This is a genomic window from Aliiroseovarius sp. YM-037 (genome assembly GCF_048060095.1).
GTDB lineage: Bacteria > Pseudomonadota > Alphaproteobacteria > Rhodobacterales > Rhodobacteraceae > JBLUOA01.
In genome coordinates, this window is sequence record NZ_JBLUOA010000001.1 from 94,917 (window position 1) to 113,941 (window position 19,025).

Here is a 19,025-nt window from a genome sequence, read left to right on the forward strand (position 1 = left end):
CGGGGAACGATGCGGGCAACGTATGAATGGGAAAACCTAGCCAGCGACGCCACCCGACGCCTGTGTGGCCACGTTGTGCCAATTCTCGCCCGAGGCCATGATACAGCTCATCCCGTTGGGATATGTGATGAAAACCGTAAAGCTGCCGGTGTCGGCAGAGCTCCAGACTTCGAGCAGTTGGCCGGCGTTTTGCAGGCCGCCCCCGGTCAGCGCTTCGCTATAGCGCCCTTCGAGAGTATCGATAAGCGAGTCGCGGTTCATGCAAAGCGCGCGATTTTGTGCTTGGGCGGGCGGGGCAAGGGCAGCCGCACCGAAGATCAGCGCGGCAGAGATCAGACGTTTGAACATGGTCAGCTCCTGTCAGTTGGGGCCCTACCGGTCTGGCAAGGCCAGCGTTCAGATCGTGTCTTGATACTTCAGATATTGGGCGTTTCTGGGGCAGCTGCGATGCACATCCCTACACAACCGCGTGCGTCTGTGTTCTTACTGGGCGAAACGCCGTGCTGGCGCCCCTGACAGAACCGAGGTGACGATGCCGCCCAAACCCCTCCGCGCATGGCAACGCATGTTGTCCGGCCGCAGGCTTGATCTGCTGGATCCGACGCCGTTTGACATCGAGATCGACGATATTGCGCATGGGCTGGCGTTTGTTGCGCGCTGGAATGGTCAGACGGTCGGGGATTACGCCTATTCGGTTGCCGAACATTCGTTGTTGGTGGAGGAGATTTTTGTAAAAATCGACCCTAATGCACCCGTAAAGTGGCGTTTGGCGGCGCTTTTGCACGATGCGCCGGAATATGTGATCGGGGATATGATTTCGCCCGTCAAGGCGGCGGTCGGGCCAGGTTACAAGGCGCTTGATGACCGATTGACGGCGGCGATTCACCTGCGGTTCGGGCTGCCCGCCGCAACGCCCGTTGCGGTCAAAAAGCGGATCAAGCGGGCCGATAAGATTTCTGCCTGGTTAGAGGCGACACAGATCGCGGGCTTCACGGTGAGCGAGGCGAACAAGTTTTTCGGACGCCCTCCGCCTGAGGTTGTTAAAGGGCTGTCGATCCGCCTTAGGCCCCCGACCGAGGTGCGGAAAGGCTACACCGACAGGCACGCCGCGTTGATGCGCGAAATGGGTTAGCGCCGTGCGTTCACAGATGTTGCAAACCGCCGGTTTCGTCTGTCAGATGTTGCCAAAGCATCCACCACACGAAGAGCGTTCGCAGAATGACCACCCCCCTTTCAGGCACACCGAACCGCAACAGCTATGACGTCGTGATTATCGGCGGCGCGATGATGGGCGCGTCGGTCGCTTGGTTCCTGTCGGACAACCCGGATTTCAACGGCTCCGTTCTTGTGGTTGAGCGTGACCCGAGCTTCGAAACGTCTTCCACCGCCCATACGAATAGCTGCATGCGGCAGCAATTCTCAGAATCGATCAACGTCCGAATTTCGCAATTCTGCGCTGAGTTTGTGACGAATTTTCGCGCCTTCATGGGGAATGATGGGCGTGTGCCCGACATCCCGGTGCACGCTTTCGGCTATATGTATCTGGCCGACACGCCAGAGGCGGCCGACGCCTTGCGCGCCGCCCATGCGGTGCAATCCGCTTGCGGGGCCGGAACGCAGTTGTTGACGCCGGACAAAATCGCCGCCGCCTATCCGTTCTATGACCTCGATGACATCATTCTTGGCGCTCACAACCCGGTGGATGAGGGGTATTTTGACGGCGGAACCGTCTTTGACTGGTGGCGGAGGTCAGCGCGGGAACGTGGCGTTGAAACGGTCACGAATGAGGTTGTCGGGATAACCACCAACCCTGCGGGAACAGGCGTCGATAGCGTCACCTTGAAATCGGGGGAGGTCATCACCTGCGGAACCGTCGTCAACGCCTCTGGCCCCCGCGCGGCGAAGACCGCCGCAATGGCGGGGCTGCACCTGCCCGTTGAGCCGCGCAAGCGCTATACTTTCGTCATCGACGCGGCAAAACCGCTTGGCCAAGACCTGCCGCTGACCGTTGATCCGTCGGGCGTTCATATCCGCACGGACGGCACCTATTACATGGTCGGGTGTGCGCCTGACGACGACCCGGCGGTGGAGCCGGACGACTTCGCCGAAGACTTTACGATTTGGGAACAAAAGGCATGGCCCGCAATTGCTACGCGGATTCCGCAGTTTGAGGCGGTGAAGGTGGTTAATTCGTGGGTTGGCCATTACGCCTACAACACGCTCGATCAGAACGCGATTGTCGGGCCGCATTCGAACTTGCGTAACTTCTTGTTTGTGAATGGGTTTTCCGGCCACGGATTTCAGCAGGCCCCGGCCATGGGGCGCGGGCTGTCGGAATGGATCACCTACGGCGAATACCGCACGCTGGACCTTAGCCCGCTTGGGTTTGATCGGGTCGCGGCAGGCAACCCGCTGCGCGAACGCGCCGTGATCTAGGCGACCGGGTCGGGGTCGTCCACGTCAGCGTAGAAACATGCCGCCGGGTGCGGTTCCCCTTCCAGCAGAGGGCGTTCCTCGCGGCAGCGATCGCGGACTTTCCAGCAGCGCGGCGCGAAGGCGCAGCCGCTTGGCATGTTCAGCGGAGACGGCAATTCACCCTCAAGCTTGATGCGCTTTTTCGCTGAAGTCGGGTCAGCGGTCGGCGTCGCAGACAGCAGTGCGCGGGTATAGGGATGGCGCGGGTTTTTGAAGATTTCTTCCTTTGTGCCAATCTCAACCGGGCGGCCCAGATACATCACGATCAGATCGTCGGCCATGTGTTTGACGACGGAGAGGTCGTGGCTGATGAACAGATAGGCCAGCCCGAGTTTATCTTGCAGATCGACCAGCAGGTTCAGGATCTGGCTTTGGATCGACAGGTCAAGCGCCGAAACCGGTTCATCCAGAACCAGCACTTTCGGCTCCAACATCAGCGCGCGGGCAACCGCGATCCGCTGACGTTGCCCGCCCGAGAACATATGCGGGTAGCGGTCGAAATGCTCCTTGCGCAACCCAACAAGCGACAGCATCTCGCGCGCCTTGGCGGTGCGGTCTTTCGCGGACATATTCGGGCGATTGATTTTCAGCGGTTCTTCCAGAATCGCGCCGACCCGCTGGCGGGGGTTCAGCGATCCGTAGGGGTCCTGGAACACGATCTGAACCGAAGACCGCAACCCGGCCCAGTTGTCGGGGTCGGCGGGTTTTCCGTCAATCTCAAGCGAGCCGGCGGTGGGGGGTTCGATCAGCGTAATAAGGCGAGCGAGGGTCGATTTCCCGCAGCCCGACTCCCCCACCACGGCGAGCGTTTGGCCGGGGGTCAGCGAAAAGCTTGCCTCGGACAGCGCACGCACGATCTGCGGGGGGCCAAACAGCGCACCCTTCACTTCGTAGTGGCGGGACAGTTCCTTGGCGACGACGACGGGCTTGTTCATGCTGTTTCCTTCGTCTCTGCCGACAGGGGATAGTGGCACCGCGCGCAGCCGATTGCGTCTGGTTGGACAGGGGGTGGCACCTTGCGGCAGGTGTCATCCGCAAAGGCGCAGCGCGGCGAAAACAGGCACCCGTCCGGGCGGTCAAACTGCCCCGGCACGACGCCCTTGATCGTCGGCAAATGCCGTTCGGTCGCGCGTTCTGGCAAGGCGGCCAGCAGCGCCGCGGTGTAGGGGTGGTGCGGCGTTGCGAACAGGTCCGCGACGGGCTGTTCTTCGACCTTTTGGCCCGCGTATTGCACGCTGACCCGTTCGGCGGTCTCGGCAACGACACCCATATCGTGGGTAATCAGGATAAGGCCCATGCCCGTATCGTCCTGCAATCCGGCCAATAGATCGAGGATCTGCGCCTGAATCGTCACGTCCAGCGCGGTGGTCGGTTCATCCGCGATCAGCAGGCGTGGCTTGCAGGCAATCGCCATCGCGATCATCACGCGCTGGTTCATCCCGCCCGACAGCTGGTGCGGAAACACGTTCAGCCGCTTTTCCGGCGATGGAATCCCGACTTGTTCAAGCAGTTCAATCGCGCGGGTCTGGCGTTCGTTCCGGTCAAGGCCAAGGTGCAGGCGCAACGCTTCCTTGATCTGGAAGCCAACGGTAAAGCAAGGGTTCAGCGACGACATCGGTTCCTGAAAGATCATCGCCATGTCTTTGCCGATCAAACGGCGGCGGGCCTTGCCCGACACGTTCTTTAGGTCTTTGCCATCAAACTCCATCACATCGGCGGTGATCGTCGCGGTCCACGGAAGCAGACCCATCATCGCCAGCATAGAGACTGATTTCCCCGATCCACTTTCGCCGACAATCGCCAGAATGTCGCCCTTGTTGACCGAGATATCGACTCCGTCCACCGCCCGGAAGCTGCCCGAGGACGTCGTGAAATCGACTGAGAGGTTGCGGATGTCCAGAAGTGACATGTCAGCTCCTCTTCAATTTGGGATCAAGGGCGTCGCGCAGGCCGTCACCCATCAGGTTGATCGCAAGCACCGTGACAAGGATCGCAAGACCGGGGAAGGTCACGACCCACCACGCGCGTAGGATGAACTCGCGCGCTTCGGCCAGCATCGTGCCCCATTCCGGCGTGGGCGGCTGCGCCCCCATGCCAAGGAAGCCCAGCGCCGCCGCGTCAAGGATCGCGGTCGAAAACGACAGCGCCGCCTGCACGATGATCGGCGCAAGGCAGTTGGGAAGGACCGTCACGAACATCAGGCGGAAATACCCGGCCCCGGCGACGCGGGCGGAGGTTACATAATCCTTGCCGCGTTCGCCCAGCACCGATGCGCGGGTCAGGCGGACGTAATGCGGCTGCAAGACAATCGCGATGGCGATCATCGCATTTGTCAGCGATGGGCCAAGGATTGCGACCAGCACCAGCGCCAGCAGCAGCGACGGGAAGGCGAGGATGATGTCCATCACCCGCATAATGATCGTATCGACCCATTTCGGCGCAAAGCCCGCGATCAGGCCGATCAGGATGCCGCCAAACGCGGCGACCGTCACAACGACGATCCCGACAAAGAAGGAATACCGCGCCCCATGCAGCAAGCGCGAGAGCATGTCGCGGCCCAGTGGGTCGGTCCCCAGAAGGAAGTCGGTCGATCCGCCCTCTTGCCAGAACGGCGGGACCAGCGTGCTGGTTCGGAACTGCTGGGTCGGATCATAGGGCGCGAGGATATCGGCACCCGCTGCGATCAGGACGAAAATCCCGAACACCCACAGGCCCATCACCGCGCCACGGTTTTCGCGGAAGTAATACCAGAACTCTTTCAGGCGGCCGGGGCGTTCTTCAACCTGTTCGATGACTTCTTCTGACAATGCCTGATCCATCAGCGTTTCCTGATTTTCGGGTTGATGAGACCGTAAAGAACATCAACGGTCAGATTGACGACCATGACCATGACCGCGATCAGCAGCAGCCCGCCCTGCACGACCGGATAGTCGCGGCGGAAGATGCTATCGACCATCCATTTGCCGATGCCCGGCCAGCTAAAGATCGTTTCGGTCAGGATCGCGCCCGCAAGCAGCGTGCCGACCGACAAGCCGATCACCGTGATGACCGGGATCAGCGCGTTGCGCAAAGCGTGAAGGCCGTTGACCCGCATCGGTGGCAGCCCCTTGGCGCGGGCGGTGCGGATGTAATCCTCGCTGAGGACTTCAAGCATGGCCGACCGGGTTTGCCGCGCGATCACGGCCAGCGGGATCGTCCCAAGCACAATTGTTGGTAGGATCAGGTGACGCACCGCAGAGGTGAACGCTCCTTGTTGCCCTGACAGCAGGCTGTCGATCAGCATAAAGCCCGTGACGGGTTCAAAGTAATACAAAAGGTCAATCCGGCCAGACACCGGTGTCCAGCCCAGATTGCCGCTGAAGATGATGATCAGCAGCAGCGCCCACCAGAAGATCGGCATGGAATACCCGACAAGCGCGGTGGACATCAGCGCCCGGTCAAAGAACTTGCCCCGGTTGACCGCGGCGATCACACCTGCCGGAAGGCCCAGCGCCACCGCAAGGATCATCGCGCAGATTGAAAGTTCGAGTGTTGCGGGGAACAGGGCGAAGAATTCGTCCCACACGGGGCGCTTGGTCACAAAGCTTTGGCCAAGATCGCCTTGGACGACGCCGCCAAGGTATTCCCAGTATTGCTGCAATAGCGGCGCGTCAAAGCCGAGTTCTTTTTGCAGGGCTGCATACCGCTCCTCGCTCATCCCGCGTTCGCCGGCCATGACGATAATCGGATCGCCGGGCAGCAGCCGGATGAAGGAAAACGATATCAGCGTGACGCCGATAAAGGTTGGCAGAAACGTGACCAGCCGGGCCAATAGGTATTTGAACATCAGTTGGACCCCACGATGGTCAGGTCTTTCGGGAATGAGGTCAGCGAGCGGCAGCCATCCTCAGTGATCAGCACGTCGTCCTCGATCCGGACGCCGAAATTATCAATCTCGTATAGCCCAGGCTCATTGGTAAAGACCATGCCTTGCCGCATAACTTCGTGATTGCCGCGCATGATATAGGGCGCTTCGTGCACCTCTCGGCCTAATCCGTGGCCGGTTTTCGTGCGGATACGGTCGGCAAAGCGGGACGCTTCCAGCACGTTTGTCACGGCGTCGTCGATATCGTGGGCGGTCACGCCGGGCTTGGCGGTATCGTGGCCTGCTTTGTTGGCGGCAAGGACGGTTTCGTAAACCTCCTGCCCCTCGTCGGTGGCGTGACCGACAAAGACGGTGCGGGTGATGTCGGCGGCAAAGCCGTGCTTGCGCGCGCCAAAGTCAAACAGCAGCGCGTCGCCAGCCTTTACGGCATAGTCAGCACGGGCATGGGCGTGTGGCCGGGCCGATCCGTCACCGGCGGCAACAATCGGGCCGAAGGCAAGGTCATCCGCCCCTTCGGCAAACAGCGCCTGCACAAGTGTTTGTTCAATCTCAGTCTCGGTCTGGCCGACGCGCACGCCTTCAAGCACACGCGTCAACGCACGTTCGGAAATATCAATCGCGGCTTGCAGCGCGGCGATGTCGTCATCGGTCTTAATCGCGCGCAGGCCGGAGATTGCTTTCTCCCCATCGACGATCCGCAGATCGGGGTTGGCGGCCTTCAAAGCGTGGTGAACGAAAACCCGCATCACCTGCCCTTCGACCGCGAGGGAGTTCAGCGGCATATGATTGGCCAGCGCGTCGAACGCTGGCTGGTATCCGACCTGATCGCGCCAGTCGAACACGGCCCCTTCGAAATTCACCTGCGCCCACGATCCAAGTTCAAGGTTCGGGACGATCGCGGCGGGATCGCCCTTGGCGGGGATCACAACGACAAAAGGGCGTTCGTGGCTCATGAAAGATTGCCCCATCGACCGGGTAAAGTTCGGGCCGGGGACAAGGGCGACTGCGTCAACGTCGAGGTCACGGGCGACCTTGCGAACGTCTGCGTAGCGATCAGACATAAAAGAAATGCTCCGGGATAGGATGTCCGGGGCCGTGTGGCCCCGGACGCGTTGGCCTTATTCGGCCAAGCTGACACCATAGAAGATGTGCCCGCCAAGCGGGTGCACGATGTAGCCCTCAACTTCGGGACGCATCGGCATGTAGACGACAGAGTGTGCAATCGTCGCCCACGGCGCCTGCTCTTTGAAGATGACCTGTGCCTCTTCGTAAAGACGGGTCCGCTCTGCTTGATCCGTTACGGTCTTTGCCTGCTGGATCAGTTCTTCGAACGGCTCATGGCACCATTGCGCGCGGTTGGAGTTTTCCCGACCGTCACAGCCAAGCAGAACCGCAAGGAAGTTGTCGGGATCGCCGTTGTCACCGGTCCACCCCAAAAGCACCGCACCGTCGCGGTCAAGTTCGCGCGAACGGGACAGGTATTCACCCCATTCATAGGACACGATCTCGACCGTCACGCCGATCTTGGAGAAATCCTCCTGGATCAGTTCCGCCATGCGGCGGGCGTTCGGGTTATAGGGGCGCTGCACCGGCATCGCCCAGATCTTCATGGAAAGATCGGTCACGCCTTCCGCTTCCAGCATCGCCTTTGCGGCCTCGGGATCATACGGATCGTCTTCGATCGCGTCATTGTAGGACCACATGGTCGGCGGGATCGGGTTCTTGGCGATCTGGCCAGAGCCCTGGAAGACAACGTCAATGATCGCCTGCTTGTCGATCGCCATGTTCAGCGCCTTGCGGACGTTGGCATTGTCGAACGGCGCCTGGGTCGTGTTGTAGGCCAGGTAGCCGACGTTCAGACCTTCCTGCTCCATCACGTTGATGTTCTCATCCGCTTTCATCGCCTCGATGTCGGCGGGGTTCGGATAGGGCATCACGTGACATTCGCCTGCTTGCAGCTTTTGATAGCGCACAGACGCATCGGGCGTGATCGCGAACACGAGGTTGTCGATCGCAGCCGGACCGGCCCAGTAATCGGCGTTCGCCTCATAGCGGATCACGGCGTCTTTCTGGTAGGCGACAAAGCTGAACGGCCCGGTCCCGACCGGCGCCTGGTTCAGCATTTCGGGCGTGCCCGCATCCGCCATCGCCTGACCGTATTCGGCAGAGACGATTGACGCGAAATCCATGGCGAGGTTTGCCACGAATGGCGCTTCGGGCCGGTTCAGCGTGAACTTGACCGTGTAGTCATCGACCTTTTCGACCGACTTGATCAGGTCCGGCATAGACATGCCTTCGAAGTATTCCCACGTGCCGCCTGACACCTCGTGATAGGGGTGATCCTCCATCCGCTGACGTTCAAAGCTGAAGATCACATCGTCGGCGTTGAAATCGCGGCTTGGCGTGAACCCGTCATTCGAATGGAATTTTACACCCTGACGAAGCGTGAAGGTGTATTCCAGCCCGTCATCGGATGCTTCCCAGCTTTCTGCAAGGCCCGGAACCACTTCGGTCGTGCCGGTCTTGAATTCGACCAGACGATTGTAGATCGGGTGCGATGACGCGTCGAACGTCGTGCCCGCCGTATAAAGCGCGGGGTCGAACCCTTCCGGCGACCCTTCGGAACAATACACCAGCGTGCTTGCCGATGCAGAGCCCGCAGCCAAGGCAAGCAGCGTCGCCCCAGTCGCAAGTAATGATTTCATTTTCATTGTAGTCTCCCTTGGTTGGTTACTTCGTCTATCCGCTACAGTTTGGCGACTTTGCCGTCCTGCGCGTATTCTTCGCTCGTCGCATCCGATGCAGTGTCGATATAACTGAGGGTGCGTGCAAGCCCCTGACGCAAATGCGTATCGAGATGGGCCAACATTTCATTCAAGTCGTCGCCGCAGGCGAGCTCAACATACGTATCATGCGGGTTTTGCGGCATTCCGGCAGGCTGGTGCGCCCGTTCGTTAAGCGCAAAGTAGAATTGAAGATTCGGAACGATCCGCCGCCATGCCTGCTGAAGCAGCGTGTGGTCGCTAAGTTCGTAGCACCAGCTATGCAGTTCCAGTTCCAATTCGATCCCGTGCAGCGGCGAGTCACCGTCCAAGGGGTGCGATTGGACGGCCTCATTGCGATTCCGCAGATCGTTCAGCGCCTCGGGCGTCCGCTTGTCCCAGCACGTGCGGAACGCGAATTTCTCAAGTGCGGTGCGCATGGAGTAAAGCTCTTCCAGATCGCGGCGGGTGAAATTCCGAACCGTAATCCCGCGATAGGGCTGGCTGACCAACAGGCCGCAATCGACGAGTTCTCCGATGGCTTCGCGCAATGGTGCGCGGCTGACACCAAGCTGATCGGCAAGCCCTTGCTCAGTCAGGCGTTGCCCGGCAGGGACCGCACCGCTGACGATCAGACCCCGCAACTGGCGCACAATCTGGCCACGCCGCGTCTCATCCACCAGCGGATCGAGGGTGACAGCCATCACGAAGCCACTGACCCCGCGCTGACATCACAGCCGCCACCGCGCTGTTTTGGACATGCGTTTGTGGTGGTGTGTGCTGTGAAAATTATGACGTTTTGATAAAACTTACGTTCTACCATTTTCCCCCCGAAAATTGGTTTGGGCAGGATTGTAGACAATCGACAAAAACGCAAGCCCCCTATTTGACCCGCCGAATTTCACCCCATTATCGGAGTGGAGATGATTGGGAGAGTCAACGTAAATGTCTAGAATTTCGTGATAAATACTGACGCCCTGCCCACGTCATGTGATCGCGGCGCGCATCGCGTTGGGGGATTTGGTGACGCGTGTGGATATCGGTCGCCGACGTGTCGCTGGTTGAAATCGGCATTGCGGGAATCGCTCTGCGGCTGGAATTTTGGTGTGTTGCGTTCCAACACGACTACCCTTGCAGGGACAAATCCGCACCCACCGACCGAGCGCCAGCCGCGCTCAATCGTCGCCACGCTCGCTGCCAAAATCATCCCATCCCGACCACGCCCAGAAAACCCAACGCGGTGCGCTCTGGCCGAAGCCGAAAGTCAACGGGGATAACGTCAGCCCAATTCCCCCAATCTTTTTCTTTGTTCTTGGCACACTTGCCCTTAATCTCCGGCACAGCGGGGCGTTTTCCCCGTAGCCTTCAGGGAGTATTATTATGGGTAAAAGAGACGATCTTATCGCGCAGTACGCCGACGATCTGAGAAGCAAGTGTGGCATGACGCCCGATATGGACCTTTTGACAAAGGTGACGATCGGCTGCGGCCCGGCGATCTATAACGCCGACGCTTCGACCGTGGCTGCCACGCAGTCGGATGAACTTGAGACTGTCAAAAACAATTTCCTCATCAAAAAGCTGGGCCTCAGCGACGGCCCGCAGTTGATGGATGCGATCAACGCCGTGCTCGACACTTATGGCCGCAGTGAGCGGAACAAGTATCGCGCGGTCGTCTATTACATGCTGACCAAGCATTTCGGGAAAGAGTCTGTTTACAGCTGACCCGTCCCACAATCCCAACACCAAACGCCCGCCATTGTGCGGGCGTTTCTAGTTAACAGGGCAATAACGATAGTGCGCTGTTTTTAATATACTTTTCCGTATGCTTTGATTGCACCGCGCCGCACTTTCCCCTAGCTTACAGAGAACGGCCAGGATGGCCCGGACCTTAAAATACTGAACACGTGTGGTGCTAAGGGAGCACGTGGGGTGGTGGAGGGTCTCGGGGGGTCGGGACCCTCCTGCATTTTCAGAACAGCGCCAGAACCAGACCGATGATCGCGCATCCGATCGTGGCATAGCCGCCATCGATCAGTGTCAGCGCCCTTGGCCGACCGGAAAAGCCGTAATTGGTCGCGATCCAAGGTGTGACGATAAACAGGCCCAGGCCGAAACCCGACACCAGCCCCTTCATCGCGCCGTCAATCCCAGCAAGGGCGAACACGTGCCGCATCATCCCGGCGACAACGACGGTCGCGACGAAACTGACGATGAACGGCGTCGGGTCTTTGCGGTTTATTTCTTCTTCCGTAATACCAGCGGCGGCCATCCAAGGCTTTGCCAGAACCATGTACCAAACGGCGCCAAACGCGTAAGAAGCGATGGCTGCAACGATGACTGCGAGAAATCCCATGTCGTCCTCCCATTGGTTTATGGGAGGAAGTATGCCGAAATGTTGGGTGTTCGCCTAGGGCTTTATACCACCCATTGTGCAGATCAGCGCCCATTCGTCATCCGACACCGGCTGCACAGACAAGCGGGAGTTATTGACGAGCACCATATCCGCAAGCTTCGGCTCCGCCTTGCACATCTCAAGCGTGACGGGTTTTTTCAGCGGCTTAACCGCCTTGATGTCCACGCATTCCCAGCGCGGATCGTCGGTCGTGCTGTCCGGGTGAATTTCGGCAGAAACCTCGACCACGCCCACGATCGATTTCTCTTTCAGCGAGTGATAGAAAAAACCCTTATCGCCCAGCTTCATCTCTCGCATATTGTTGCGCGCCTGATAGTTGCGCACGCCGTCCCATTCTTCGCCAGCATCGCCCTTGGCGACCTGATCGTCCCAGCCCCAAGTGCCGGGTTCGGATTTGAAAAGCCAGTAGGCCATTAGCCAATCACCCTTTTCCATTCCTGCACCACCACATTGGCAAACAGACCGGCTTTTGCATAGGGGTCGTTCTCCGCCCATCGTTCGGCGGCGGCCAAATCATCAACATTCAGAATGATAAGTGATCCGCACATCGTACCGTTTTCATCAAGAAACGGCCCGGCCTGTTCGACCACGCCGGTGTCCTTGATGTAGGCCAGATGGCTTTCCCGCGTGTCCATCCGAACCTGAAGGGAGTCGGGCTTGTCCTTGGTGATCAGTGCGACGCGCATGGCTATTCCTTTCTAAGCGGACGGGAGAGGAGCGTTTCAACCGCCCCGGAAACGGTTAATTCCCCGTCGATCAACGCGGTGACAGTATTGGCAATTGGTAGGTCGATATTCAGCTTTTTCGCCAAGTTAGAGACTGCTTTTGCGGTCGCGGCCCCTTCAACGGTGACTGCTGGGTCGAAACTTTCGCCGCGGCCCAGCGAAAGGCCAAACCGATAGTTGCGCGACTGTTCTGATGTGCAAGTCAGCGTCAGATCACCAAACCCCGACAACCCGGCGAGCGTTTCGGGCAGCGCCCCACGATCCTGCGCAAGTCGCTGCATTTCGGCATAACCCCGCGTCATCACCGCCGCCCGCGCGCTTTCACCAAGTTTCGCGCCAATTGCCACACCGCAGGCAATCGCGACGACGTTCTTGAGAGCACCGCCAAGCTCTGCCCCGGCGGTATCGGTTGTGCGGTAAATCCGCAAGTTTAGGGTCGATAATTGCTCCTGCAGGGTCGCGCCGACCGTGGTGTCGGCACAGGCCAGCGTCAGGGCTGTCGGCAGCCCGCGGGCAATATCGCTGGCGAAGCTTGGCCCGGTCAGGATGGCGGGGGTCGCGCCGGGAATGAGCGATTCAATCAGCGCTGTCGCGCCGGTCAGGGTCGCAAGATCGACGCCCTTACAGCAGGCCACCAGCGATTTTTCGGCCAGCAGGTCGTGGTGATCCGCCAGAAATCCGTGCAATTGCTGCATTGGCACGCAAAGCAGGACGGTTTCGTTTGCTGCGGCTTGCGCAAGATCGGATGTCACGGTGATCCCAGCGGGCAGATCGACATCGGGTAGCCTCGGGTTCTGGCGGGATCGCTCAATCGCCTCAGCCGCGTCCCTGTTTCGTGCCCAAAGCGTTACGTCCGCGCCGCCTCTCGCCATCGAAATGGCAAGCCCGGTGCCAAACGCGCCTGCGCCGAGGATCGAAATGCTCATGCCTTAGCCCCTTTCTTGCCCGATCCAAGCATTGACGGTTGCTGCCTGTCCAGCGGCCATCGGGGGCGGGCGGACAGCGTCATGTCATCGCGCGCGCCATCGCGAAACCGTTCGATGCCTGCATAGGCGATCATCGCGGCGTTGTCGGTGCAGAGATCAAGCGGTGGGGCGGTAAAACGCACACCGACTTCCTTCGAAAGTGTCTCTAATTCGCCCCGAATCATGCCATTCGCGGCTACTCCGCCCGCCACTGCGAAGGCCGGTTCAGCCGGATTATCGGCCAAATAAACCTCCAACGCTCGGCGCGATTTTTCCGTCAGAACCTCCGCCACCGCCGCTTGGAACGACGCGCAAAGATCATCGCGGTCGGTCGACCCAAGCCCGCCACGTTCCGCGATCTGCGCATCGCGGGCGCGCAGCAGGGCGGTCTTCAGGCCTGAGAACGACATATCGCAGCCGGGTCGATCCAGCAGCGGGCGGGGCAGTGGGAACCGTTTTGGATCACCGGCCTTTGCGTGGCGTTCGACGACCGGCCCGCCGGGCTGACCCAGGCCAAGCAGTTTCGCGGTTTTGTCGAATGCTTCGCCCGGGGCGTCGTCGATGGTTCCGCCAAGGCGCGTGAACGAATCCGAGCCGCGCACGATCAGGAACTGGCAGTGCCCACCGGAAACCAGAAGCATCAGATAGGGGTAGGTCAACCCATCGGTCAGGCGCGGCGTCAGCGCATGGCCCGCGAGGTGGTTCACCCCGACCAGCGGCAGGCCCGCGCCTGCGGCCAACCCTTTCGCGCACATGACGCCAGAAATCACGCCGCCGATCAATCCGGGGCCAGCCGTCACCGCAATCGTGTCCATTTCGGCCAGTGTTAGAGCCGATTGCATCAATGCCTGTTCCACACACAGGTCGAGCCGCTCGGCATGGGCGCGGGCAGCAATCTCTGGCACCACACCGCCGAAATCGGAGTGGAGAGAGGTTTGCCCCATCACCACAGACGCCAGTATTTCAGGCCCCGACACGCCGTCATCGCGCACGACGGCGGCGGCAGTGTCATCGCAGCTGCTTTCTAGCCCGAGGATCGTCAGTGGTTGTGTCATGGACGCGCCAGTTGCGAAGAGGGTCAACGGCAGGTAACACCAGCAGCAGGTCCAGACAATCCCAAGGAGCGGTCTGCCGCAATGACCCACACCCTTTTGATCACGCGGCCAGAGCGTCAGGCAGCCCGGTTCGCGGCGCTCTGCGAGGATCGGTTCGGGGATCGGATCGACATCGTCACATCGCCGCTGATACGGATTGAAGCGCTAAGTGATCCCGGTTCGATGGCCGGATATGGCGGTGTCATCTTCACCTCTGAAAACGCGATTGCGGCGGTGGGTCCGGCTGCGGCGGGCAACGCCATGCGGGCCTATTGCGTAGGCGACCGCACGGCAGAGGTCGCACGCGCCGCTGGCTACGACGCAATCGCTGCGGAGGGCGACGCGGACCATCTGTTCGACCTGATTCTGCGACAGCACGTAACACCGCCACTGCTTCATCTGCGCGGCGAACACGCGCGGGGCGCGCTTGCCGAACGGCTGACCCAAGCCGGGGTCAAAACGGACGAGGCGATCGTCTACCGCCAGATCGCCCAGCCGCTGACCGAGGCCGCACGGGCGGTCTTGCGTGGGGACAAGCCTGTGATTCTTCCCCTTTTTTCGCCGCGCACCGCATCGCTATTCAGGGAAGGGGCCGCGGGATGCACGGCACCTTTGCGCATTGTCGTGTTCAGCCCGGCGGTCGCGGATGCGCTGGGCGGAGAGTTTGGGGATGATATCGCGGTGTGCCAAAGCCCTGATGTGAACGAGATGCTGGACATGCTGGCGCGACTCATAGACGCTTGGTGGGCTGTTGAGGACCGCGGGGGAGCGGGCTAGTCTGACGACAAGACCGCGCCGACCGACAGGCGCATTGAAGAAGGAAGGGCGAGTTCTGTGGCCAGTTCGAAGAAATCCGACGCCAAGAAAAAGACAGACACCAAACCGACGGAAGTAGAAAAAGAAACTTCGGTCGAGACGCCGGATGACGCAAAAGCTGAGCCGGAAAAGGTGGAGGAGACCGAAGCCACCGCCGAGCCGACAGAAGAGGTCGCCGAGGACTCGAACCCGGTCGACGCGGACACTCAGACCACCGCTGATGCGCCGCCGCCGGTCGTGGTTGAGCGGAAGGGCGGGTTCTTTCCGCTACTGCTCGGCGGTGTTGTCGCGGCTGGTGCAGGGTTTGGCGTGTCGCAATATCTGTCGGATGAATGGCCGTTCGGGGCAGGGCAGGGCGACGAAACCGCCACACTTCAAGCCGCTGTCGATGAACAGGCCGAACAGATCGACGCGCTGACCTTGGCGGTTGAAGCCGCGTCAGACTCAAGCTCCGTCGATGCCGGATTCGCCGATGTGCAGCAGACGTTGGAAACGCTCCGCTCTGAAACGACAGAGAAGGTCGAAACACTCAGCACCCGATTGCAGGGGTTTGAGGAGCGTTTGAACGAAGTCGAAAAGCGGCCGATCAGCGAAGGTGCCGCCGGAAGCGCGGCCCTTGCCGCCTATGAGCGGGAGTTGGAAGCGATGCGCGCCGCGTTGGAAGAACAACGCGCCCAGATCGAAGGAATATCTGAAAGCGCGACCGCACAGATTGCGAGCGCCGAAGGCACAGCCAACGCCGCCACCGCCCGCGCCGCGATGAGCCGTGTGCATTCCGCGCTGACGACCGGCGGATCATTTGCCGATGCGCTTGAAGATGTTCGCGCCTCGGTCAATGTGGACATCCCAGAGGTTCTGGCGGCCAATGCCGATAGCGGCGTGCCGACCCTCGCCGATCTACAGCGATCCTTCCCCGACGCTGCCCGCGCCGCGATTGAGGCGGAGGCAGAGGCCGGAGTCCTTGATGGCTCCACCTCGCGGATCGGGGCGTTTTTGCAATCGCAGCTTGGTGCGAGATCCTTGTCGCCGCGCGAAGGGGCGGATGCTGATGCCGTGCTGTCGCGGGCCGAAGCGGCCCTGCGCGACGGGCAACTGGAAACGGCTTTGGCCGAAGTCGAAACGCTGCAAGAGGTCAGCCGCGCCGAAATGGCCGATTGGATCGACGCCGCAAAAACACGGGACGCGGCCCTTATCGCCGCGGCAGAGCTGACTGACACGCTCAGCAGCAACTAAGGAAATTTCATGCTTTGGTCTTTGATTAAAATCCTGATCTTTGTGGCGGTTGTCGCCGCGCTTGCCCTTGGGGCCGGAATGCTGATGGAAAGCGGCGCGGGCGTGCGAGTGTCGATTGCCAACACGGAATTCACGCTAGGCCCGCTACAGGCGGCCATAGCGGCTGTGATCCTGCTGCTGGCGGTTTGGCTGCTTATCAAGATTGCAGGCTTGCTGGTCGCGGTCCTGCGGTTCCTCAACGGAGATGAAACCGCATTGTCGCGCTATTTCGACCGTAACCGCGAACGCAAAGGGTATGAGGCACTGGCCGACGGAATGCTCGCGCTGGCCTCGGGCGAGGGGCGGCAGGCGATGTCGAAGGCCGCCAAAGCCGAACGCTATCTGCGCCGGCCGGAACTGACCAATCTGCTAAGCGCCCAGGCCGCCGAAATGACCGGCGACCGGAACAAGGCGCGTGAGGTTTACAAGCGCCTGTTGACCGAGGACCGCACCCGTTTCGTCGGCGTGCGCGGTTTGATGAAACAAAAGCTGTCCGAAGGGGATACGGATACCGCGCTGAAACTGGCGGAAAAGGCGTTTGCCCTAAAGCCGAAGCACGAGGAAACGCAGGATACGCTGCTGAAACTGCAAGCCAGCCACGAAGACTGGGCCGGGGCGCGCAAAACGCTCGGCGCGAAGTTGCGCCACGGCAGTTTGCCGCGCGATGTTCATAAGCGCCGTGATGCGGTTCTGGCGCTGTCCGAGGCGCGCGATGTGTTGGCAGAAGGCAAAACCATCGAAGCGCGTGAGGCGGCGATTGAGGCGAACCGCCTGTCGCCCGATCTGGTGCCAGCCGCGACGCTGGCCGCGCAATCCTACATTGATCAGGGAAAACCGCGTTACGCGATCCGGGTCATCAAGAAGACATGGGGCGTCACCCCGCACCCGGACCTTGCCGCCGCTTTCGCCGCGATAGAACCTGATGAAACGCCCGAGGCGCGGATCAAACGGTTTGGGCCGCTGCTGAAGATTCAGCCGGATCATCCCGAAACGAAACTGCTGACCGCCGAACTGAACATCGCGGCAGAGGATTTCCCCGCCGCCCGCAAGGCGCTGGGCAACCTCTACGAAACCGACCCCACCGCGCGGTCGTTGACCATTATGGCGGCGATCGAACGGGGCGAAGGCGCCGATGATGCCGTGGTGCGTGGCTGGCTGACCCGTGCCCTGACAGCCTCGCGCGGGCCGCAATGGGTCTGCGACAATTGCCACCGCGTCCACGGATCATGGGCGCCGGTCTGCGACAATTGCAGCAGCTTTGACACGCTGTCCTGGAAAGAGGCGCAGTCCGATGAGGTCGCCATGCCCGGCGGAACCGAGATGCTGCCCCTGATTGTCGGCAAACCCGATGCCCCGCCGCCATTGCCCGAGGCCACAGCCGAGGTAGTGGAGGAAGATGCGCCGGAACCGGAGGAAGAGTTTGAGCCCGTCGTGCCCGACGCCGAAATCGTTGTGCTGGATGAGGAGGCCGACACGTCCTCCGCCAAACGCCCTGTCGCGCCGGATTGACGGGGTCGAAAACGCGAAAATTTGGGCTTACGCTCATTAAAAAAGATTGCTAAAGAGCCGCCCACAACGCCGCTGTAGCTCAGATGGTAGAGCACGTCATTCGTAATGATGGGGTCGGGGGTTCGAGTCCCTTCAGCGGCACCACTTCCTACATTTCCATCAAGCGACGGTTGATCAGGGCAAGCGTGCGGTCGGCCAGCCGTTTTCTGAATAACACCGAACGCGCCGGACCAGTCCCTTACGGCTGAACCGGAGTCACCCTGTGCAGCACACGGTATTGGCGGGGTGTGTTTCCATAATGCTCTCGGAACAGCTTGTAGAAGTGGCTTGGGTTTTCGATTCCGCAGTCGGCGGCGATGTCGGCGACGGGCGTGTCGGAGGAGCCGAAGTGCATCGCGGCGTATTCCATTCGGATGCGGTTCACATAGGCCGAGGGTCCCGGTTGGCGTCGGTCACGAACACTAGTGCTTTGAGATCGAACAATACCAAGCCGCTGGCGGTTAAGCCGTAGCTTTCCATTTTATCGAACAGCCCATCGATGGGGTTTGCTCTGCCGGACCACGACCCGTGCTTGCCACCTGCTTCATCGCTTCGAATAAATCCCGGCGCAGGTCCGATGGCCCCGCGTCGGCCCGAGAGGCATCAAGCCGACCCCGGTATTGCAATCCGCGGTCCCGGTTGAATCCGAAGAAATCCGGTGTGCATGCGGCGCCGTAAGCGCGGGCGACGGTTTGGTCTTCGTCATGCAGGTAAGGGAACGGGAAGGATCGTTCTTCAGCCAATATCTTCATATTGTCAAAGCTGTCCGCAGGGTAGGCATCCGCGTCATTGGAACAGATCGCCGCCACGCCAATTCCCAAGGCTTTGAGGTCGGTCGCGTCCCTTACTATCCGGTCCAACACCGCCAGCACGTAGGGGCAGTGATTGCATATGAACATCAGAAGCGTTCCGTTTTCGCCAGCAACATCACCGAAGCGATAGGTTTGGCCGTCCGTAGCAGGAAGGCTGAAATCGGGAGCGGGCCAGTCGAATTCGCATACGGGCGGCGTTGCGGCCATGTGGGATGTCCTTCTGCTGCTTCGGTGTCAGGCAAAGTCTATATATCCACCTTAGCGATGGAAACCCGACC

The 19,025-nt window shown here is 60.4% G+C and carries 21 protein-coding genes and 1 tRNA gene; 7 read left to right on the forward strand and 15 right to left on the reverse strand.

Annotation, left to right across the window (positions count from 1 at the left end):
• Positions 1-36: 36 nt before the first annotated feature.
• Positions 37-348 (reverse strand): hypothetical protein, encoded by a 312-nt coding sequence (locus ACEWPJ_RS00465; RefSeq protein ID WP_416510191.1) that lies wholly within the window; start codon positions 346-348, stop codon positions 37-39.
• Between the two features lie 184 nt (positions 349-532).
• Here ACEWPJ_RS00465 and ACEWPJ_RS00470 point away from each other — a divergent pair, with 184 nt between their 5' ends.
• Together ACEWPJ_RS00470 and ACEWPJ_RS00475 are read left to right on the forward strand one after the other, a co-directional pair.
• A complete protein-coding gene (locus ACEWPJ_RS00470; protein ID WP_416510192.1) occupies positions 533-1,132 on the forward strand; it encodes an HD domain-containing protein in 600 nt (199 codons plus the stop codon).
• 86 nt (positions 1,133-1,218) lie between these two features.
• Positions 1,219-2,436 carry an NAD(P)/FAD-dependent oxidoreductase gene (locus ACEWPJ_RS00475; protein WP_416510193.1) on the forward strand — a complete coding sequence of 406 codons (1,218 nt, stop codon included), beginning with the start codon at positions 1,219-1,221 and terminating at the stop codon, positions 2,434-2,436.
• Here ACEWPJ_RS00475 and ACEWPJ_RS00480 read toward each other — a convergent pair.
• Genes ACEWPJ_RS00480 through ACEWPJ_RS00510 form a run of 7 tightly spaced genes read right to left on the reverse strand, consistent with a single transcriptional unit; the run spans position 2,433 to position 9,806 of the window.
• Complete coding sequence (locus tag ACEWPJ_RS00480; protein ID WP_416510194.1) at positions 2,433-3,410, reverse strand: dipeptide ABC transporter ATP-binding protein; 978 nt, start codon at positions 3,408-3,410, stop codon at positions 2,433-2,435. The two genes, ACEWPJ_RS00475 and ACEWPJ_RS00480, sit on opposite strands and share 4 nt — an antisense overlap.
• Positions 3,407-4,384, reverse strand: a complete 978-nt coding sequence (locus ACEWPJ_RS00485) for an ABC transporter ATP-binding protein (protein ID WP_416510195.1) — start codon at positions 4,382-4,384, stop codon at positions 3,407-3,409. The genes ACEWPJ_RS00480 and ACEWPJ_RS00485 overlap by 4 nt, the downstream gene beginning before the upstream one ends.
• Position 4,385: 1 nt before the next feature.
• Positions 4,386-5,294 (reverse strand): ABC transporter permease subunit, encoded by a 909-nt coding sequence (locus tag ACEWPJ_RS00490; RefSeq protein WP_416510196.1) that lies wholly within the window; start codon positions 5,292-5,294, stop codon positions 4,386-4,388.
• On the reverse strand, positions 5,294-6,301 hold the full coding sequence (locus tag ACEWPJ_RS00495; protein WP_416510197.1) for an ABC transporter permease subunit: 1,008 nt from the start codon (positions 6,299-6,301) through the stop codon (positions 5,294-5,296). The genes ACEWPJ_RS00490 and ACEWPJ_RS00495 overlap by 1 nt, the downstream gene beginning before the upstream one ends.
• A complete protein-coding gene (locus tag ACEWPJ_RS00500) occupies positions 6,301-7,401 on the reverse strand; it encodes a M24 family metallopeptidase (RefSeq protein WP_416510198.1) in 1,101 nt (366 codons plus the stop codon). The genes ACEWPJ_RS00495 and ACEWPJ_RS00500 overlap by 1 nt, the downstream gene beginning before the upstream one ends.
• 57 nt (positions 7,402-7,458) lie before the next feature.
• Entirely contained in the window at positions 7,459-9,051 is a 1,593-nt protein-coding gene (locus ACEWPJ_RS00505; RefSeq protein ID WP_416510199.1) for an ABC transporter substrate-binding protein, read from the reverse strand.
• Positions 9,052-9,086: 35 nt separating this feature from the next.
• Positions 9,087-9,806, reverse strand: coding sequence for a GntR family transcriptional regulator (locus ACEWPJ_RS00510; RefSeq protein WP_416510200.1), 720 nt, complete (start codon positions 9,804-9,806; stop codon positions 9,087-9,089).
• A gap of 676 nt (positions 9,807-10,482) precedes the next feature.
• Here ACEWPJ_RS00510 and ACEWPJ_RS00515 point away from each other — a divergent pair.
• A complete protein-coding gene (locus ACEWPJ_RS00515; RefSeq protein WP_416510201.1) occupies positions 10,483-10,824 on the forward strand; it encodes a DUF2853 family protein in 342 nt (113 codons plus the stop codon).
• Positions 10,825-11,071: 247 nt separating this feature from the next.
• Here the strand turns inward: ACEWPJ_RS00515 and ACEWPJ_RS00520 are convergent, their stop codons facing one another.
• Genes ACEWPJ_RS00520 through tsaD form a run of 5 tightly spaced genes read right to left on the reverse strand, consistent with a single transcriptional unit; the run spans position 11,072 to position 14,260 of the window.
• Entirely contained in the window at positions 11,072-11,455 is a 384-nt protein-coding gene (locus ACEWPJ_RS00520; RefSeq protein ID WP_416510202.1) for a DUF1761 domain-containing protein, read from the reverse strand.
• 54 nt (positions 11,456-11,509) lie between these two features.
• Positions 11,510-11,929 carry an EVE domain-containing protein gene (locus ACEWPJ_RS00525; RefSeq protein ID WP_416510203.1) on the reverse strand — a complete coding sequence of 140 codons (420 nt, stop codon included), beginning with the start codon at positions 11,927-11,929 and terminating at the stop codon, positions 11,510-11,512.
• Positions 11,929-12,201, reverse strand: coding sequence for a YciI family protein (locus tag ACEWPJ_RS00530; RefSeq protein WP_416510204.1), 273 nt, complete (start codon positions 12,199-12,201; stop codon positions 11,929-11,931). Before ACEWPJ_RS00530 ends, ACEWPJ_RS00525 begins: the two co-directional genes overlap by 1 nt.
• A 2-nt stretch (positions 12,202-12,203) precedes the next feature.
• On the reverse strand, positions 12,204-13,166 hold the full coding sequence (locus ACEWPJ_RS00535; protein WP_416510205.1) for an NAD(P)H-dependent glycerol-3-phosphate dehydrogenase: 963 nt from the start codon (positions 13,164-13,166) through the stop codon (positions 12,204-12,206).
• Positions 13,163-14,260 (reverse strand): tRNA (adenosine(37)-N6)-threonylcarbamoyltransferase complex transferase subunit TsaD, encoded by a 1,098-nt coding sequence (tsaD, locus tag ACEWPJ_RS00540; protein WP_416510206.1) that lies wholly within the window; start codon positions 14,258-14,260, stop codon positions 13,163-13,165. Before tsaD ends, ACEWPJ_RS00535 begins: the two co-directional genes overlap by 4 nt.
• A gap of 81 nt (positions 14,261-14,341) precedes the next feature.
• Between tsaD and ACEWPJ_RS00545 the strand changes: the two genes are divergently transcribed.
• The 4 genes from ACEWPJ_RS00545 to ACEWPJ_RS00560 all read left to right on the forward strand — a co-directional run bounded on the left by ACEWPJ_RS00545 (position 14,342) and on the right by ACEWPJ_RS00560 (position 18,040).
• Entirely contained in the window at positions 14,342-15,076 is a 735-nt protein-coding gene (locus ACEWPJ_RS00545) for a uroporphyrinogen-III synthase (RefSeq protein ID WP_416510207.1), read from the forward strand.
• Positions 15,077-15,133: 57 nt separating this feature from the next.
• Complete coding sequence (locus ACEWPJ_RS00550; RefSeq protein ID WP_416510208.1) at positions 15,134-16,348, forward strand: COG4223 family protein; 1,215 nt, start codon at positions 15,134-15,136, stop codon at positions 16,346-16,348.
• A 9-nt stretch (positions 16,349-16,357) separates the two neighbouring features.
• Complete coding sequence (locus ACEWPJ_RS00555) at positions 16,358-17,896, forward strand: heme biosynthesis protein HemY (RefSeq protein ID WP_416510209.1); 1,539 nt, start codon at positions 16,358-16,360, stop codon at positions 17,894-17,896.
• Positions 17,897-17,964: 68 nt separating this feature from the next.
• Positions 17,965-18,040, forward strand: a tRNA-Thr gene (locus ACEWPJ_RS00560).
• Between the two features lie 94 nt (positions 18,041-18,134).
• On the opposite strand, the gene ACEWPJ_RS00565 is transcribed toward ACEWPJ_RS00560, so the two are convergent.
• Positions 18,135-18,380 (reverse strand): helix-turn-helix transcriptional regulator, encoded by a 246-nt coding sequence (locus ACEWPJ_RS00565; RefSeq protein ID WP_416512975.1) that lies wholly within the window; start codon positions 18,378-18,380, stop codon positions 18,135-18,137.
• Between the two features lie 16 nt (positions 18,381-18,396).
• Positions 18,397-18,954 carry a thioredoxin family protein gene (locus ACEWPJ_RS00570; protein ID WP_416510210.1) on the reverse strand — a complete coding sequence of 186 codons (558 nt, stop codon included), beginning with the start codon at positions 18,952-18,954 and terminating at the stop codon, positions 18,397-18,399.
• Between the last annotated feature and the right edge of the window lie 71 nt (positions 18,955-19,025).

Coding starts and splice junctions, on each gene's coding strand:
- ACEWPJ_RS00480 (WP_416510194.1), bottom strand. CDS start 3,410: ATGAACAAGCCCGTCGTCGTCGCCAAGGAACTGTCCCGCCACTACGAA.
- ACEWPJ_RS00510 (WP_416510200.1), bottom strand. CDS start 9,806: ATGGCTGTCACCCTCGATCCGCTGGTGGATGAGACGCGGCGTGGCCAG.
- ACEWPJ_RS00555 (WP_416510209.1), top strand. CDS start 16,358: ATGCTTTGGTCTTTGATTAAAATCCTGATCTTTGTGGCGGTTGTCGCC.
- ACEWPJ_RS00470 (WP_416510192.1), top strand. CDS start 533: ATGCCGCCCAAACCCCTCCGCGCATGGCAACGCATGTTGTCCGGCCGC.
- ACEWPJ_RS00465 (WP_416510191.1), bottom strand. CDS start 348: ATGTTCAAACGTCTGATCTCTGCCGCGCTGATCTTCGGTGCGGCTGCC.
- ACEWPJ_RS00520 (WP_416510202.1), bottom strand. CDS start 11,455: ATGGGATTTCTCGCAGTCATCGTTGCAGCCATCGCTTCTTACGCGTTT.
- ACEWPJ_RS00515 (WP_416510201.1), top strand. CDS start 10,483: ATGGGTAAAAGAGACGATCTTATCGCGCAGTACGCCGACGATCTGAGA.
- tsaD (WP_416510206.1), bottom strand. CDS start 14,260: ATGACACAACCACTGACGATCCTCGGGCTAGAAAGCAGCTGCGATGAC.
- ACEWPJ_RS00525 (WP_416510203.1), bottom strand. CDS start 11,929: ATGGCCTACTGGCTTTTCAAATCCGAACCCGGCACTTGGGGCTGGGAC.
- ACEWPJ_RS00485 (WP_416510195.1), bottom strand. CDS start 4,384: ATGTCACTTCTGGACATCCGCAACCTCTCAGTCGATTTCACGACGTCC.
- ACEWPJ_RS00475 (WP_416510193.1), top strand. CDS start 1,219: ATGACCACCCCCCTTTCAGGCACACCGAACCGCAACAGCTATGACGTC.
- ACEWPJ_RS00570 (WP_416510210.1), bottom strand. CDS start 18,954: ATGGCCGCAACGCCGCCCGTATGCGAATTCGACTGGCCCGCTCCCGAT.
- ACEWPJ_RS00490 (WP_416510196.1), bottom strand. CDS start 5,294: ATGGATCAGGCATTGTCAGAAGAAGTCATCGAACAGGTTGAAGAACGC.
- ACEWPJ_RS00530 (WP_416510204.1), bottom strand. CDS start 12,201: ATGCGCGTCGCACTGATCACCAAGGACAAGCCCGACTCCCTTCAGGTT.
- ACEWPJ_RS00500 (WP_416510198.1), bottom strand. CDS start 7,401: ATGTCTGATCGCTACGCAGACGTTCGCAAGGTCGCCCGTGACCTCGAC.
- ACEWPJ_RS00535 (WP_416510205.1), bottom strand. CDS start 13,166: ATGAGCATTTCGATCCTCGGCGCAGGCGCGTTTGGCACCGGGCTTGCC.
- ACEWPJ_RS00545 (WP_416510207.1), top strand. CDS start 14,342: ATGACCCACACCCTTTTGATCACGCGGCCAGAGCGTCAGGCAGCCCGG.
- ACEWPJ_RS00495 (WP_416510197.1), bottom strand. CDS start 6,301: ATGTTCAAATACCTATTGGCCCGGCTGGTCACGTTTCTGCCAACCTTT.
- ACEWPJ_RS00505 (WP_416510199.1), bottom strand. CDS start 9,051: ATGAAAATGAAATCATTACTTGCGACTGGGGCGACGCTGCTTGCCTTG.